Here is a 16261-nt window from a genome sequence, read left to right on the forward strand (position 1 = left end):
GGTATAATAATTAAATCTATTCTTTCGTTGAGAGGACATTCTGATGCGTGATGCTGTCATCGTCGAGGCTCTGCGCACCCCGGTCGGCAAGCGAGGCGGGGGGCTCGCCGGCGTGCACGCGGTCGAGGCGTCCGCCACGATCCTGCGGGCGCTCGCCGAACGCACCGGCATCGATCCCGCGGTCGTCGACGACGTGCACTGGGGCAATGTGCTCAGCATCGGTCAGCAGTCGGGCAATATCGGCCGCATGGCGGTCCTGGGCGCGGGCTGGCCGGAATCGGTGCCCGGCTTCACCATCGACCGGCAGTGCGGTTCGTCTCAGCAGGCCATCTCGACGGCTGCTGCCGCCGTGATCTCCGGCCAGGCCGATGTGGTGGTCGCCGGTGGCGTCGAAATGATGTCGGCGGTGCCGATGGGCGCCGCGCGGGTCGAGGGCACCGGCGAGATGGGGGGACCGGCGGTGCGACGGTACGCCGAGCAGCTCACCGATCCGGCGTTCCACGGCAGTTTCAACCAGGGCATGGGCGCCGAGATGATCGCGGAGCTGTGGAACCTGTCCAGGACGCGACTGGACGAGTACGCCGTTCGCTCGCATGAGCTGGCCGCCGCGGCCCAGGAGCGGGGTGACTTCGAGCGCGAGATCGTCGCGGTACCGACCGCTGACACCACCGTGAAGATCGATGAGGGTGTGCGCCGTGGGTCGACCGTGGAGAAGCTCGCAACTCTGAAGACCCCGTTCAAGGACGGGGGACGGATCAGTGCGGGCAACGCGTCGCAGATCTCCGACGGCGCGGCCGGCCTGCTGATCACCACCTCGGAGAACGCGGCCCGCCTCGGGCTCACCCCCTTGGCCCGGATCCACACCGCCGTGGTCGCCGGCGACGACCCGGTCAAGATGCTGACCGGACCGATTCCCGCTACCGCGCTCGCCCTGCGCAAGTCCGGGCTGAGCATCGGCGACATCGACGCGTTCGAGGTCAACGAGGCGTTCGCCTCGGTGCCCCTGGCCTGGCAGGCCGAGACCGGCGCCGACGAAGCGCGTCTCAACCCGCTCGGTGGCGCCATCGCGCTGGGTCATCCGCTCGGATGCTCCGGCGCTCGGCTGGCCACCACCCTGATCCACCACCTGGTGCGCACCGGGAAGCGCTACGGCCTGCAGACCATGTGCGAGGGTGGCGGCACCGCCAACGCCACCATCTACGAGCGGATCTGATGATGGTCGCCGATACCGTGTCGGGCGAGTCCGTCGTCCGGAATCCCATCGCGCCGGGCCTTTTCACCTGGCCTTCGGAAGAACCGCAGCTGATCTCGTCCCGCCCCGGCCCGGGGCAGACGCCGGATTTTCCGGCACACCCCGGTGACGAGGAACTCCTGCTGTCCAGAACCGGCACGCTGCACACCTGGACCACTCAGGAGTTCCCGCCGCCGTCACCGCCCTACCGGGGACCGGAACGGTTCGAGCCGTACTTCGTCGGCTATGTCGCGTTCCCGGAAGGTGTGCTGGTCGAAGGGCGAATCGTCGCCGCCGCGACCGATTCACTGACGATCGGAATGTCGATGACCGTGGTCGTCATCCCCTTCCGCACCGAGGCGGATGGTTCGGTCACTATGACCTTCGCCTTCGCGCCCACGTCGGATTCCACCGAGACCGAGGAAAGCGCATGAGCAACGTATCGATCGTGGGTGTCGGCCTGCACCCATTCGGCCGCTTCGAGGGCAAACAGGCACTCGACATGGGCGCCGAGGCGGTCCGGGACGCGCTCGCCGACGCCGGCATCGGCTGGTCCGACGTGCAGCGCGGGTTCGCGGGCAGTCTGGAAGTGTCGAATCCGGACGCCATCGTCGGCAAACTCGGACTGACCGGCATCCCGTTCTTCGGGGTGTTCAACGGGTGCGCGACCGCCAACACCGCACTGCGGATGGCCGCCGAGGCCATCGAGCACGGGGAGGCTGACATCGCCGTCGCCGCCGGTTTCGACAAACACCCCAAGGGCGCGTTCGCGGCGGATCCGTCCGTGCTCGGCCTGCCGTCGTGGTACGGCGAGACCGGACTGTTCATGACCACGCACTTCTTCGGGATGAAGATCAACCGGTACATGGCCGAGCACGGGATCTCCCAGCAGACCCTGGCCCGGGTGGCCGCCAAGAACTTCGCCAACGGTTCGCTCAATCCGAAAGCCTGGCGGCGCAAGCCGATGTCGGAAGAGCAGATCCTCGCCGGCGCGTACGTGAACTACCCACTCACCCAGTTCATGTACTGCGGTCCGGACGAAGGCGCGGCGGCGGTGGTCCTGGCCCGGCGTGATCTGGCCAGGAAGTTCACCTCGACTCCGATCCATCTCGCCGCGACCTCGCTGCGCACCCGCCGGTTCGGCGCCTTCGAGATGCAAAGCCCGTCTCTTCCGGCGCTCGGTACACCGAGTCCCTCGGTCGACGCGTCGCTCGAGGCATTCGAGAAGGCCGGGCTCGGCCCCGAGGACGTGCACGTCGCGCAGTTGCAGGACACCGACGCCGGGTCCGAGATCATCCACATGGCCGAGAACGGGTTCTGCGCGGACGGTGAGCAGGAGAAACTGATCGCCGAGGGCTACACCACGATCGCCGGCAAGCTTCCGGTCAACACCGACGGCGGGCTGATGGCCAACGGCGAACCGATCGGCGCCTCGGGCCTGCGCCAGATCCACGAACTGGTGCTGCAGTTGCGCGGCACGGCCGAGGGCCGTCAGATCCCCGGCCCACACCGGGTCGGCTATGCCCACCTCTACGGTTCGCCCGGTACCGGCGCCGTGACCATCCTGACCACCTAGGAGCGGACGGTGTCGATCGACCTTGCCTTTCGACCTGGTCGGCGGTGTGTGAACCGCCATCCATCCTGCCGTTGACGACGGCCGAACCCCTGGAGACCTCGTGACCACCACGCTGCCCGACCTGCTCGACTTGTTCGAGCTCCGTGAGATCGCACCCGACCGTTTCGTCGGCGGATCCCCGAGAACTTCCCTCGTCCGGGTGTTCGGTGGTCAGGTCGCGGGACAGGCTTTGGCCGCGGCGGCACGCACCGTGGCGGCAGGTCGCCTCCCGCATTCGATGCATGCCTATTTCCTCCGTCCCGGGGAGGTGGGCCGGCCGATCGAGTTCCAGGTCGACCGGATTCGCAACGGCCGGACGTTCGACACCCGCCGGATCATCGCCGAACAGGACGGACGCGTGATCTTCGAAGCATCCGCGTCCTTCCATGTCGCCGAGGCCGGACCGGACCATCAGGTGCCGTTTCCCCAGGTGCCCGATCCGGAGACGCTGCCGACGATGCCGGAGACGATCGCCATGAATCCGGCGGAATGGCCCGAGTTCTACCTGGAGTGGGGCTCGGTCGATATCCGGCATGTCCTGGATGAGCCGGGTGGCCGGGACGGGCGCCGGGTGTGGTTCAGGACCACGGAGCCGGTCCCCGACGACCCCGTCCTGCAGACTGCGCTGCTGGCCTGCTTCACCGATCTCACCCTGCTCTCGGTCGCCCTGCAGCCGCACGGGGTTCCGCCACGCCATGACGGGTTCCAGCTCGCCTCCCTGGATCACTGTGTCTGGTTCCATCGGCCCTTCCGGGTCGACGAATGGCTGCTCTACGACAAGATCTCCCCGAACGCGGCGATGGGTCTCGGTATCGCCCAGGGGCGTGTCTTCACCGCGGACGGCACCCTGGTTGCGACTGTCCTGCAGGAAGGCATGCTGCGCCCGGATCCCGAGCGCTGAGTCGGCGAACAGTCGGCTCAGCGCATCTCATCGATGAGCAGGTGTTTGCGCAGCTTGCCGGTCGGGGTGCGGGGGAGCTGTTCGACGAGACGGATCTCGCGCGGGATCTTATAGGTGGCCAGATGGTTACGGCAGTGCTCGAGCAGCTCGGCGGTACCGACGCTGCCGAGCTCGGTCGGCTGAACCACCGCCACGGCGCGCTTACCCAGATCGGGGTCGGGCAGCCCGATCACGGCGACGTCCAGGACGCCGGGATGCATGATCAAGACGTCCTCGATCTCGCGCGGATAGATGTTGACACCGCCACTGATGACGAGGTCGGTACGGCGGTCGGCGAGATAGAGATAGCCGTCCTCGTCCAGGGAACCGAGATCGCCGACCGTGGATCGGCCCGCTTCGTCGACCGCCGCCGCGGTGTGGCCCGGGTCGCCGCGATACCGGAAAGGTGTGCCGCCCTGGAACCAGATGGTGCCGATTTCCCCAGTCGGGACCTCGTTTCCGAGCTCGTCCAGAATGACGGGCCTGCCCAGTAGCGGCTTGCCGACCGAGCCGGGCTTGCGCAGCCATTCATCGGAGAAGATCGCGGTCGCGCCCATTCCTTCTGTGCTGGAATAGAATTCGAACAGGATTGGACCCCACCATTCGATCATGGCGCGTTTGACCTCGACCGGGCAGGGCGCTGCGGCATGTATCGCTACTCGCTGCGTCGAGACGTCGTATCGCTCGCGAATTTCGGGAGCCAGCTTCTGCATACGAACGAACATGGTCGGCACCCATTGGGAGTGAGTGACACGGTGACGCTCGATGCAGGCGAGCGCGAGTTCGGCCTCGAATCGTTGCAGTATCACGACCGTTCCACCGGATCGGTGGACGCCCATGCTCCATCCCAGGGGCGCGGCGTGGTAGAGCGGCGCGGGATTCAGATACACATCGCCCGTCTGGAATCCGAGTAGCTCGCGCAGCCAGCGCCCTGGGGCGTCGGGATAGCTACCCAGGGGGCCGCCGGGCAGCGGGCGCTGAATCCCTTTGGGGCGGCCTGTCGTCCCCGAGGAATACAGCAGGAAGTCGCCCTCGCTCTGGTCGGGTACCGGGAACGCGGGCAGGCCGACGAGGCACCTGTCGAGGCTTTCCCAGCCCGGGACCGCCGCGTCTTCGAGGACGAACCGGTGATCGATACCGGTGGTGTCCACCGCCACCAGGGCGGGGGAGGCGAAGACTGCCGTGGCGCCACTGTCGCGCAGAATGTACTCGGCCTCGGCTGCCGTCAGATGGGTGTTGACGGCTACGTAGTACAGGCCGGCCCGCTGTGCTGCCCAGGCGATGACCAGGAACTCCGCACGGTTCTCCATGAGCAGTGCGATCGTGGCGCCCGGGCCGAGGCCGCGCCTGCGCAGCAACTGGGCGACGGTGTTGGACCGGGTCTCCAATTCCGCGAAGGTCAGCACGGTTCCGGCCGGCTCGACGATCAGTGCCGGCCGATCCGCCCATTCCGCCGGAAACAGGTTGTCGGTCACGGCTGGTCCTTGCGGCTGGGGCGCGGCTTGCCCGCGGTACGCCAGTCCTCCACGTCCGAGCCCGGCTTACCCGCCGGGAACTTGTCGTCGTGCAGCGCGGACCAGTGTGCGTGGTTGAGTTGGTGCAGCGTGAAACTGTGCTTGAGCGAGTTGGTGAACCCCATGTGGTCCACCGCATCGTTGATCAGGTCCTTGACCACCAGGCTGGTGATGGTCGGCCGCGCAGCGATCCGGCGGGCGAATTCCACTGTCCGCTCGGCCAGTTCGTCACGGGAGAAGATCTTGTTCACCATGCCGAGCCGGTAGCCTTCCTCCGCATCGATGGAGTCGCCGGTCAACAGCAGTTCCTTGGCCTTGCGCGGCCCGAACTCCCACGGATGGGCGACGTACTCGACGCTCCCCATGCCGAGCCTGGTGCCCACGACATCGGCGAAGGTCGTATCGTCGGCGGCCACGATGAGGTCGCACGCCCACATGAGCATCAGCCCCGCGGAGATGACGTTGCCGTGCACCTGGGCGATCGTGATCTTGCGGAGGTTTCGCCAGCGCAGGTTGTTCTCGAAGTAGTAGTGCCACTCCTGGCGCATCCGCTGCTCCACGACACCGACGTGGGTGCCGCCGTGGATGCGCATGGTCGGGTGCTGACCGGGGCCCGGTTCGATCTCTTCGGCGGCGATCGCCGAGCCCATGTCGTGACCGGCGGAGAAGCTGCGACCCGCCGCGGCCAGGATGATCACCCGTACGGTGTCATCGGCCTCGGCGCGGTTGAACGCCGCATCGAGGTCGACCAGCATGCCGCGGTTCTGCGCGTTGTGGTACTCGGGCCGGTTCAGGGTGATCCGGGCGATCGCTCCATCATCGAGAGTTTCGTAGTCGACGTATTCCGGCATGGCTCCTCGATCGCGGTCGCTGGATTCCCAAAGGGGTAATCAGGTATATAGTTATACTATACCGATGGCCAGAATCGTCTCGCCACCTTCAGGAAGGTCCGTGTCGTGCCCGACCAATCTCCCCCCGCGGTCCTCGTCGAACAGCGCGATCGCATCCTTGTGATGACGATCAACCGGCCGGCCGCGCGCAATGCCATCGACGCCGCGGTCAGCCACGGGCTGGCGGCGGCGATGGATCGTCTCGACAACAGTGCCGAGCTGTCGGTCGGCGTGCTGACCGGCGCCGGTGAGAACTTCTGTGCGGGGATGGATCTCAAGGCATATCTCGCCGGGGAGGCGATCGAGGTCGAGGGCCGGGGACTCGGTTTCACCGAAGCGCCGCCGCGCAAGCCGGTGATCGCCGCGGTCGAAGGCTACGCCCTGGCCGGTGGTACCGAGCTGGCCCTGGCCACCGACCTGATCGTCGCATCGCGCACCGCGGTCTTCGGACTTCCGGAGGTCAAGCGCGGATTGGTGGCGGGCGGTGGCGGTCTGCTGCGGCTGCCCCGCCGCATGCCGTATCAGGTGGCGCTCGAGCTGGCACTGACCGGGGAGAACTTCTCCGCGGAGTTCGGCTACCGGCACGGGCTGATCAACCGGCTGGTCGAGCCGGGCTCCGCACTGGAGAGCGCGGTGGAACTGGCGACGCGGATCTGCCGCAACGGACCGCTCGCGGTGGCGGCGACGAAACGGATCGTCGTGGAGTCGAGCAGCTGGCCCGACGACCAGGCGTTCGACCAGCAGCGGGCCGTGTTCGAACCGGTCTTCGCATCCCAGGACGCGCGCGAAGGCGCGGAGGCCTTCGCGCAGAAACGCGAGCCGGTGTGGACGGGCAAGTGAGCCTGTGTCGCGCCGACGCGATCGAACGACAGTGAACGGAGATGGAATGAGTAGTCCGACAGCCGATGTGGCCGTGGTGACCGGCGGTGCGGGAGGTCTCGGCGAGGCCGTCGTACGCCGGTTGCACAAGGCGGGTACCGCGGTCGTGGTCGCCGACCTCGCCGACGAGCGCGCCGGGGCACTGGTCGATTCGCTCGGAGCGGGCGCGACCTACGTCCGGACCGACGTGACTTCCGAGGAATCGGTCACCGCGACCCTGGATGCCGCCGCGGAGCTCGGTGTCCTGCGTCATCTGGTGATCTCGCACGGTGGTTGGGGCGTGGCCGAGCGCGTGGTGCAGCGCGATGGCACGCCCGCGTCCCTGGACGGTTTCGTCAAGACGCTCGATCTGTACCTGGTCGGTACCTACAACATGCTCAGGCTCGCCGCGGCCCGGATGGCGGCGAACGAGCCGAATGCCGACGGTGAACGGGGGTCGGTCGTGATGACGGCCTCGATCGCGGCCTTCGAGGGGCAGATCGGCCAGAGCTCGTACGCCGCGGCGAAGGCGGGCGTCGTCGGGCTTACCCTCGCGGCTGCCCGGGATCTGAGCGCGGTGGGAATCCGGGTGAACACGGTCGCGCCGGGCACGATGCACACCGCGATGATGGAGTCTGTCGGCGAGGAGGCACTGGCCAAGTTCGCCGCCAACATTCCGTTCCCCAAGCGGCTCGGCGCCCCGGCGGAATTCGCCGCTCTCACCGAGCATCTGCTCCTCAACGGCTATATCAACGGTGAGGTGGTGCGACTGGACGGCGCACAGCGGTTCGGTCCGCGCTGAACGAATGCCGAACGGCGGCCGTACCTTTCGCGCGAGGGGGACGGCCGCCGATGGCGATGTGCTGGGGTCAGTACCTCATGTGCAGGCCTGCGGCGATATTCAGCGTCTCGCCGGTGGTCGCTGCCGACCGGTCGGAGATCAGGAACGCGGCGGCCTCGACGATATCGGTGACATGGGCGAGTCGCCCCAGCGGCGCCTTGCCGGTCTCCTCGGTGCGCATGTCCGCGTGCAGCATGTCGGTGAACCGGGTGCCGGTCACCATGCCCATCGAGAGCGTGTTGACTCGGATGCCGTACTTCCCGCCCTCGTGCGCGCAACTGCGGGTGAGCACATTCAGGCCGCCCTTGGAGACCGCGTAGGGTGCCTCGATCCCGAGCCCGCCCACATCGGGAGCGTAGGTCGACACGTTCAGGATCACACCACCGGTGCCCGCGTCGCGCATCTGGACCATCGCCTGCCGCGAGAGCATCCACGGTCCGCTGAGGTTGACCGCGAGTACACGGTCCCAGTCGGCGGGATCGTAGTCGAATATCGGGGCCATGATGTTGACCGCGGCATTGTTGACCAGGATCGACAGTGGCCCGAGTTCCTCGCGGACCCAGTCGGTGACCGCGACGATCCGGTCTCGATCGCCCGCGTCGAGCAGTTGCGGGTGTACCCGGGATCCGGTCGCCTCGCTGATCTCGTCGGCCGCCTGCAGGAGTCGCCCTTCGTGGATGTCGGTGAGGACCACGGTGGCGCCGCCCTCGGCGAGGCGGTGCGCGATGCCACGGCCGATACCCATGCCGGCCGCCGCGGTCACCAAGGCCACGCGTCCCTTGAATTCTTCGGTCATCTGGTACTTCCTCCTGTCACGAATATCGTGATGATCTATCATTGCAATAGTTTCTATCATGTTGGTAGTCTGACTCTAGCAATGCGCGCTCTTCGCGTCATAGCCCGCACTTCTGCCCGTCAGCGTGAGAAGGAGACTCCGAGATGGCATTGATCGAAAACACCGTCGGCACACTGCCGTACCTGATGACGGACTTCGACCAGCATTCCTACGAAGCGCAGGACGCGTTCACCCGCTTCATGCCGAAGGACAAGCTGCACACCGCTGTTCGCCCGATCGAAGCCCCGGGCTACGGCCGCAAGGTCCTGCTGGCAAACGACCGCATCGTTACCGCGCTGGAAGCCGATCTGGAGCAGGCCTATGTTCCCGGCTCGCTGGTGGAGATGCTCAAGCAGCGCGCTTCCGGCAACGCGACCGACGCCGATCGCTTCTACGAGCCGATCCAGGCCGAATACCTGGACAGGGACAAGCGGCTGGTCCAGCTGCGCGAGCAGCAGATCGAGAAGGCGATCATGTACCCGGGCGGCTGGGGCCTGCTGGCCGAGGCCTATCTCGACGGTGTCGATCCGCTCTACGACAACCTCGAGTCGTTCAATCGCTGGATCGACGAGGATTGGGGCTTCGCCTACAAGGACACCATCTACGCCCCGGCGATGCTGTCGATGCGTGACCTGGACCGTGCCTGCGCCGAACTGGACCGGGTACTGGCCGCGGGTGCGCGGTTCATCCTGCTGCCCGCGGGTCCGGCCTACGGCCGCTCGCCAGGCGATCCGTACTTCGACCCTTTCTGGGCCCGGATCAATGAGGCCAAAGCGGTTGTCTCGTACCATATCTCGGAGTTCCATTACCAGGCCAACGTGGCCTCCCACTGGGGGTGGAATCTGGTGCCGCCGTTCCAGTTCTCCGCCTGGCAGTGGCAGAACACCTACGGCGAGCGCCCGATCACCGACACCTTGTCGGCGCTGATCTTCGACGACGTCTTCGGCCGGTTCCCGAATGTCAAGGTGCTGGTCAGCGAGTTCGGCGCGGAGTGGGTTCCGCACTTCATCCGGCATATGGACAAGAGTCGCGGTATGGCTCGCAACGGCCGGTGGCTGGGTGGTCAGCTCAGCGAACGGCCGAGCACGATCTTCAAGAAGCATGTCCGGGTCGTGCCGTATCCGGAGGACGACACGATCGCCCTCGCCGACAAACTCGGCGGAATCGAAGCGCTGGTCATGGGCTCGGACTGGCCGCATGCGGAGGGCTTGCGTGAACCGGCCGACTTCTATGCGCGCGTGGAGGGGCTCGGGGACGAGAACCGCAAGCGGTTCATCCGCGACAACGGCATGGAACTGTTCCTGGGTAACTGACCGCGTCCTACCGTGAAAGAGGAGTTCATGCAGGTCTTCGCCGATAAGGCTCAGGTGCTGGCGGCCGTGGGGACAACGCTGGGTACCAGCGACTGGATCGAGGTCACCCAGCAGATGGTCGATCTGTTCGCCGAGGCGACCGGTGACAAGCAGTGGATCCACGTCGATGTCGAGCGCGCGCGGCGGGAGAGCCCCTACGGCGGCCCGATCGCGCACGGCTATCTGACCCTGTCGCTGCTGCCAGTGCTCGGCAATCAGATCTATCGTGTCGAGAACGCCAAGATGGGCCTGAACTACGGGTCCAACAAGGTGCGGTTCCCCAGCGCCGTCCCGGTCGGTGCGCGCGTCCGCTCCACCGCGGAGCTGATCGAGGCCACCGAGGTCAGCGGGGGAGCGCTGCAGCTGGTCGTCCGGCACACCGTGGAGATCGAGAACGCTCCCAAACCGGCGATGATCGCGGAAGCGGTCAGCCGGGTGGTGTTCTGATCGGCGGAAGCCGAACCGACGTCACGGTGGCCGGGCCCGATTTCGGGGCCGGCCACCGGCGTGTCAGCTGAGGCGCTCCAGGATCAGCGCCATGCCCTGACCGCCACCGACACACATGGTCTCCAACCCGAACTGCTTGTCGTGGGTGCGCAGCGAGTTGATCAAAGTGGTGGTGATCCGGGCTCCGGTCATGCCGAACGGATGGCCGAGCGCGATCGCCCCGCCGTTGACGTTCAGCCGGTCCAGCGGGATCCCGAGCTCCTGGTAGGAAGGGATGACCTGTGCGGCGAAGGCCTCGTTGATCTCGAACAGATCGATGTCGCCGATGGCGAGTCCGGCATTGGCCAGCGCGTCCCTGGTCGCGCCGATCGGCCCGAGGCCCATGATCTCGGGAGACAAGGCCGAGACGCCGGTGGCTACGATCCGGGCCAGGGGAGTGAGCCCTCGATCGCGGGCGGCCCTGTCGGACATGATGACCAGGGCGGCGGCGCCGTCGTTCAGCGGGCATGCGTTACCCGCGGTCACGGTGCCATCGGGCCGGAACACCGGACGCAGACCGGCCAGGGCGTCGAGTGTGGTTCCCGGGCGCGGGCTTTCGTCGGCGTCGAGGACGGTGCCGTCCGGCAGCTCGATCGGCGTGATTTCCCGTGCCCAGAATCCGCTGCGGGCGGCGTTCTCGTAGAGCTGCTGGGAGCGCGCCGCGAACTCGTCCTGCTCCTGCCGGGACACCTTGTGGAGCTGGGCGACGTTCTCGGCGGTCTGTCCCATGCCGAGATAGACGTCGGGGAGTTGTGACTGCTCGCGCGGGTCCGTCCAGGTCGGCGCGGCACCGGCCGCCCGCGTCACGGTCCTGCCCTGGGCATCCCGGAAACGCGGATTGGTCCACGGGTTGGTGGTCCGGTCACGTGGATCGGCGCCCTCGGCGACCGGCGGGGTGTCGGCGTGACCGCGGGTGCCGCGGCTGATCGCCTCGACACCCGCCGAGACGAAGACCTCGCCCTCGTCGGCCTTGACCGCGTGGAACGCCATACGTGTGGTCTGCACGCTGGAGGCGCAGTAGCGGGTGACGGTGGTCCCGGGCACGGTGTCGAGACCGAGCAGTACCGAGACGACGCGGCCCATGTTGAACCCCTGCTCGCCGCCCGGAGCGCCACATCCGAGCAGCAGATCCTTGATATCGGCCGGATCGAGGCCAGGCACCTGGTCCAGCGCCGCACGCACGGCACGTGCGGCGAGGTCGTCCGGTCGTAGGTCCTTGGTCCGGCCCTTGTACGCCCGGCCGATCGGGGTGCGCGCCGCAGCGACGATCACCGCTTCCGCCATTGGATGGCTCCTTTTCTTTATCGTTGACATACAGAACGGCGCCGGCCCGTTGGACGGAGCCGGCGCCGCTGGGGGGTCAGGCGCGGACGTTGTCCCCGCCCGGATATCCGCCGCCACCGAACTGGGCATCCAGGGCGTCGTAGTCCTTGGCGCCGCCTCGTTTGGGAATCTCGCTCACGAACTCCACGGTGCGCGGCTTCTTGTAGGACGCGATCAGCTGGCGGCAGTGCTCGATCAGATCGTCCGCGGTCACCTCGGCGCCGTCGACCAGCGAAACGACCGCCTTCACCGACTGGGTGAACTGCGGATCCGGAACACCTATCAGCGCGGCTTCGCGGACCGCGGGATGCTGTTCGAGGCAGGTCTCGACCTCGACCGGGTAGATGTTCTCCGCGGCCGACTTGATCATCCGCGTCATGGTGCCGAGGAAGTGGATGGTGCCGTCCGGCTCACGGCGGCCGAGATCGGTGGTGTGCCACCACCCTTCGCGCATGCGCGACGCGTTGATGTCCGGGCGATTCCAGTAGCCCGCGTGGACGACATCGCCCGCGATCACGATCTCACCGGATTCACCGACAGGCTGTTCCTTGCCGTCGGCGTCCACGATGCGCACCTGGACCAGCGGCGAGGGGCGGCCCGCGTTCCCGATGCCGCGCCCGCCGTGGCCGTTGACGACCGCCAGGCCGCTGACCTCGGTCTGCCCGAAGCCGCCGGGCACCGACCCCCACAGGGTGGTGTCCTCGGCCAGCAGACCGTTCCACAGGGGAGTGAACGCTCCACCGCGCAGCTTCGACACGTCGTGCTCGGCGGGGTCGTACAGTTGCGTGATCTGCGTAATTGTCGGGGGCATGAGGAAGGCCGACGTCACGCCTTCGCGGGTGATGATCTCCAGGACTGTCTCGGCCTCGACCCGGCGGACGAAGACATTGGTGCCACCCTGCACGTAGACGGCCAGCGCGTCCCATTGGAAGTTGCCGATGTGGAACAGCGGCCCGGAATTGAGGAACACCGAGTCGGAAGTGGAGCGGGTCAGATAGGACGACTCGTGCGCCATGGCCAGCAGGTTTCGATGCGTGAGCAGGGAACCGTTCGGTTTACCCCCGATCGCGGCGGTGTAGATCACCAGCAGCGGCAGAGTGACGTCCACCGGACCCCACGGGTCGTCGGTGCCTTGCGCGGCGAGCGAGCCCTCGTAGCTGCCCTCGCCCTCGGTGTCGTGCTGCCACCAGACCGGATCCCGTTGCGTCAGCTTGCGTGCTGCCCGCACCGCGTCCCCGATCTCCTCTTCTTGCCACACAACGACTTTCGGATCGAAGTCGTCGATCACGAAGGCGAACTCCTCGCCGGACTGCCGCCAGTTCGCCGGGCACACCATCGCACCGAGCTTGGCGCAGGCGCCGAGCAATTCGAACACGCGGAACGACGTCTGACCCAACCAGAGCACCCGATCGCCCGCACCGACTCCCACGGACTGCAACGCGTGCGCAGCACGGTTGATCCGGTCGTCGAATTCGGGCCAGGTCAGGCGGTACTGGTCGTCGACGACGGCGATACCGGTGGGGTAGCTGCGCCGATGCTCGCGTGAAATGCTGCCCAACGTGGTGGGGGTCACACTGTTCTCCTCAACTGATTTGGTCGAAATGGCCGATTCGGGGTTCGAGCTACGCGGGTCCGAGTGCTCGTAGGATGAAATTGAGCACTTGGGCCACCAGATCGTTCTCATCGGAAGTTGTCGCGCTGCTCCCGCTGGTGATCAGTCCGCGCACCAGATTGCCGACGAGCATGGCCGCCTCGTGGGGATCGCTGTCGGCGAGTTCACCGCGAGAGGTGCCGCGCCGGATGATCTCCGCGAGGTGTCTGTCGCCGATGCGGCACAGCGCGGCGACCTGGTCCGGAAGCAGTTCGGTCAGGTCCTGGTCCAGGAACAACCGGGTGCGCTGGACCCGGTTCTGGTTGAAGAGGATGCCGATGTTGTAGCGCAGCCAGACCTCGAGCTGCACGGCGACGGGCGCGTCCGGATCGATCCGGCTGCGCAGCTGGCTCTCGACCAGCTGGACTTCGTCCTCCAAGAGCGCCAGGAGCAGATGGGCTTTGCTGGGAAAGCGGCGGTAGAAGTTGCTGGCGGAGGTGCTGGAGGCGGCCAGGACCTGGCGAACCTTCAGGGAGCGGAACCGGGATCGTTCGAGAACCCACCACGCGGAGGCGAGGATGTGCCGGGTCTCTTGATCACGACTCGGCGCCGGGTGATCGCATGTGCTGACGGATGTCTGCAAATTCGCACCTCTGCTTCTTAATTCTTTAGATGATTCTACTACATAAACCCTGGTGCGTGAACAGTGGAGAGGGCGCTGTTCGATCGGTGGAGGTGGGTTGGGTTCCGTCTCGGACGTGCGCGAAGGTCGGGATCGACGCCTTCGTCGCGGGCGCGCTCGTGGTGTTGAATTCCGCTGCCCTCTTAATTACGGTAATCATGGTACCCGTAATTAAGGGGCGGCCTGCGCTCGATCATGCGCCGGGTGCCCGCCGTGCGGGACAGCAGCAAGGCCACGCATCCGCGCCTACCGCGAGGTTCGTGCGGTCCTGGTCCGCATCCGCGCCATGGGACTCACCCTGCCGGGCGGTCCGGCCGCCGGCCGCCTGGGTGAGGATTTCGCCATCGACATCGCTGACATCCCGCTCGAACCCGAACCCGCGGAACTGAACCGGGACCTGCCTGCCGAAATCATGTCCCAGCTCTGCGCGAACCTGCACCTGCTCACTTCAGCGGAGATACGCACCGCGGTCGAGTTGGCCATCGATACCGGGCGGCGTCCCGAGGAGATCTGCTGCCTGAGCTTCGACTGTCTCGCCCGCGACAGCGACGGCCTGCCCGTGTTGATCTACGACAACTTCAAAGCCAACCGGCCCGGCCGACGCCTGCCTATCACCGAGTACACCGCCACCCTGATCCTCGACCAGCAGAAAAGGGTCCGCGCCCGCTACCTCGACACCCCGATCGCAGCGCTGAAACTCCTTCCCACCGACCGGCGAAACCCCGCTGGAGACCGGTCGATCACCCCTACTCGCTATCGGTCGCCCACCGATCACCAATTCCTGTAATAGTTAGATTATTCTGCGATATTCTCGGCTGATGAATTCATCCAAGGAGGCCCGGACAGACGGAATCGGTGGCGGCCGCGAGCCGGTCGAACCCTCTGTCCGATACCTGGTCCGCCGAGTCGTCACCGTCGGCAGCTCCTACATCGCCGATCGGGTGCGGGGTTGCCTGGCTCGTAGCGCCACCGCGACCCCGACCGGCCGTACCGAGGTAACCCGCGACTGGCTGACCGCAGCCCTGTGCGCCGGAACCGCCGGCGCCGAGGTCGAGGATTTCGAGACTTTCGATGTCAGCAGCGGCACAGCTCACCGTTTCGGCATCCGCGTCTCCTACAACGACGTGGGCCGACACGCGAACCTGCCGACCGACATCTTCGCCAAGACCACGCACGGTTTTCGCCAGCGGCTCCTCCTGGGCTTCTCGAAGGTGCTCAACGGCGAACCGACCTTCTACACCACGTTCCGGCCGAGGCTGGACATCGAGGCGCCGAACGGGTACCACGGCGTCTGGGACGATCGTTCCTGGCGGTCGATCACACTGATGGAAGACATCTCCGCTTCGAAGGGTGTCACCTTCCTGTCACCCATCGAGCCGCTGTCCCGTCCGCACGTCGAAGACCTGCTCTCGAACCTCGCCGCCATGCACGGACGGTTCTGGGACTCCGAAGATCTGCGCACTCACGGTCTCCGCGATTCGCTCGACGTCGTCAGCTGGCCGGATCGCCTCGTCGGCCTACGTTCACGGTCTGTGGTGGGGGAGAAGCGCGCCATCCAGGTGATCCCGGAAGCACTGCATGGTCGAGCGAGTGAGATATTCGATGCGACATTACGATCGCTGAGCAACGACCGCGCGCTGACACCGACCCTGCTGCACGGGGACCCGCACGCCGGGCAGATCTACCGCACTGCCGACGGACGGATTGGGCTCGCCGACTGGCAGGTGGTACAGCGCGGCCGATGGGTGTTCGACGTTGCTTACACCTTGAACACAGCCCTGTCGGTCGAAAACAGGCGTGATTGGGGTGAAGAACTGATCGCTTTCTATCTCGACCGGCTGGCCGAAGCCGGCGGCGAGAAGCTGGACTTCGACGCAGCCTGGTTGGAGTATCGACGGCACGCCTTCTACCCCTATATCGCCTGGGTGTTCACCATCGGACGCGCCACATATCAGCCGAAGTATCAGCCCGATGCATACTCACTGGCCATCATCGAGCGTGCCGCGAACGCCATCGTCGACCTCGGGGCGTTCGAGGCGTTGGCTACGACGACTCCGTGACAACTTCTGCCGATCCGATGACGTGCCCGACCGGTCGGGCACG

General features: G+C 66.4%; 16 protein-coding genes. 10 read left to right on the forward strand and 6 right to left on the reverse strand.

Annotated elements, in window-relative coordinates; genetic code table 11:
• Positions 1 to 43 precede the first annotated feature (43 nt).
• From ABZS43_RS28335 to ABZS43_RS28350, 4 genes are all read left to right on the forward strand, one after another.
• Positions 44 to 1213, forward strand: coding sequence for a thiolase family protein (locus ABZS43_RS28335; RefSeq protein WP_355039023.1), 1170 nt, complete (start codon positions 44 to 46; stop codon positions 1211 to 1213).
• Positions 1213 to 1665, forward strand: a complete 453-nt coding sequence (locus ABZS43_RS28340) for an OB-fold domain-containing protein (RefSeq protein ID WP_355039024.1) — start codon at positions 1213 to 1215, stop codon at positions 1663 to 1665. Before ABZS43_RS28335 ends, ABZS43_RS28340 begins: the two co-directional genes overlap by 1 nt.
• Positions 1662 to 2807, forward strand: a complete 1146-nt coding sequence (locus ABZS43_RS28345; protein WP_355039025.1) for a thiolase family protein — start codon at positions 1662 to 1664, stop codon at positions 2805 to 2807. Before ABZS43_RS28340 ends, ABZS43_RS28345 begins: the two co-directional genes overlap by 4 nt.
• Positions 2808 to 2907: 100 nt before the next feature.
• A complete protein-coding gene (locus tag ABZS43_RS28350) occupies positions 2908 to 3747 on the forward strand; it encodes an acyl-CoA thioesterase II (RefSeq protein WP_355039026.1) in 840 nt (279 codons plus the stop codon).
• 17 nt (positions 3748 to 3764) lie between these two features.
• Here the strand turns inward: ABZS43_RS28350 and ABZS43_RS28355 are convergent, their stop codons facing one another.
• Positions 3765 to 5249 carry an AMP-binding protein gene (locus ABZS43_RS28355; RefSeq protein WP_355039041.1) on the reverse strand — a complete coding sequence of 495 codons (1485 nt, stop codon included), beginning with the start codon at positions 5247 to 5249 and terminating at the stop codon, positions 3765 to 3767.
• Positions 5250 to 5257: 8 nt separating this feature from the next.
• Positions 5258 to 6151, reverse strand: coding sequence for an enoyl-CoA hydratase (locus tag ABZS43_RS28360; protein WP_355039027.1), 894 nt, complete (start codon positions 6149 to 6151; stop codon positions 5258 to 5260).
• A 105-nt stretch (positions 6152 to 6256) separates the two neighbouring features.
• Here ABZS43_RS28360 and ABZS43_RS28365 point away from each other — a divergent pair, with 105 nt between their 5' ends.
• On the forward strand, positions 6257 to 7030 hold the full coding sequence (locus ABZS43_RS28365; RefSeq protein ID WP_355039028.1) for a crotonase/enoyl-CoA hydratase family protein: 774 nt from the start codon (positions 6257 to 6259) through the stop codon (positions 7028 to 7030).
• A 46-nt stretch (positions 7031 to 7076) separates the two neighbouring features.
• Positions 7077 to 7850, forward strand: coding sequence for an SDR family NAD(P)-dependent oxidoreductase (locus ABZS43_RS28370; protein ID WP_355039029.1), 774 nt, complete (start codon positions 7077 to 7079; stop codon positions 7848 to 7850).
• Between the two features lie 67 nt (positions 7851 to 7917).
• Here the strand turns inward: ABZS43_RS28370 and ABZS43_RS28375 are convergent, their stop codons facing one another.
• Positions 7918 to 8685, reverse strand: a complete 768-nt coding sequence (locus tag ABZS43_RS28375) for an SDR family oxidoreductase (protein ID WP_355039030.1) — start codon at positions 8683 to 8685, stop codon at positions 7918 to 7920.
• 143 nt (positions 8686 to 8828) lie between these two features.
• Between ABZS43_RS28375 and ABZS43_RS28380 the strand changes: the two genes are divergently transcribed.
• Together ABZS43_RS28380 and ABZS43_RS28385 are read left to right on the forward strand one after the other, a co-directional pair.
• Positions 8829 to 10037 (forward strand): amidohydrolase family protein, encoded by a 1209-nt coding sequence (locus tag ABZS43_RS28380; protein WP_355039031.1) that lies wholly within the window; start codon positions 8829 to 8831, stop codon positions 10035 to 10037.
• 27 nt (positions 10038 to 10064) lie between these two features.
• Entirely contained in the window at positions 10065 to 10523 is a 459-nt protein-coding gene (locus ABZS43_RS28385; RefSeq protein WP_355039032.1) for a MaoC family dehydratase, read from the forward strand.
• A gap of 63 nt (positions 10524 to 10586) precedes the next feature.
• Here the strand turns inward: ABZS43_RS28385 and ABZS43_RS28390 are convergent, their stop codons facing one another.
• The 3 genes from ABZS43_RS28390 to ABZS43_RS28400 all read right to left on the reverse strand — a co-directional run bounded on the left by ABZS43_RS28390 (position 10587) and on the right by ABZS43_RS28400 (position 14119).
• Positions 10587 to 11846, reverse strand: coding sequence for an acetyl-CoA C-acetyltransferase (locus tag ABZS43_RS28390; protein WP_355039033.1), 1260 nt, complete (start codon positions 11844 to 11846; stop codon positions 10587 to 10589).
• 76 nt (positions 11847 to 11922) lie between these two features.
• Positions 11923 to 13458: an AMP-binding protein gene (locus ABZS43_RS28395; RefSeq protein ID WP_355039034.1), complete on the reverse strand. Its 1536-nt coding sequence runs from the start codon at positions 13456 to 13458 to the stop codon at positions 11923 to 11925.
• Between the two features lie 49 nt (positions 13459 to 13507).
• Positions 13508 to 14119, reverse strand: a complete 612-nt coding sequence (locus tag ABZS43_RS28400) for a TetR/AcrR family transcriptional regulator (RefSeq protein ID WP_355039035.1) — start codon at positions 14117 to 14119, stop codon at positions 13508 to 13510.
• A 325-nt stretch (positions 14120 to 14444) separates the two neighbouring features.
• Here ABZS43_RS28400 and ABZS43_RS28405 point away from each other — a divergent pair, with 325 nt between their 5' ends.
• Complete coding sequence (locus tag ABZS43_RS28405) at positions 14445 to 14945, forward strand: hypothetical protein (protein ID WP_355039036.1); 501 nt, start codon at positions 14445 to 14447, stop codon at positions 14943 to 14945.
• A 31-nt stretch (positions 14946 to 14976) separates the two neighbouring features.
• A complete protein-coding gene (locus ABZS43_RS28410; protein ID WP_355039037.1) occupies positions 14977 to 16218 on the forward strand; it encodes a phosphotransferase in 1242 nt (413 codons plus the stop codon).
• Positions 16219 to 16261: the final 43 nt, after the last annotated feature.

It is taken from the genome of Nocardia sp. NPDC005366 (genome assembly GCF_040606855.1).
In the GTDB taxonomy this organism is placed as follows: Bacteria; Actinomycetota; Actinomycetes; order Mycobacteriales; family Mycobacteriaceae; genus Nocardia.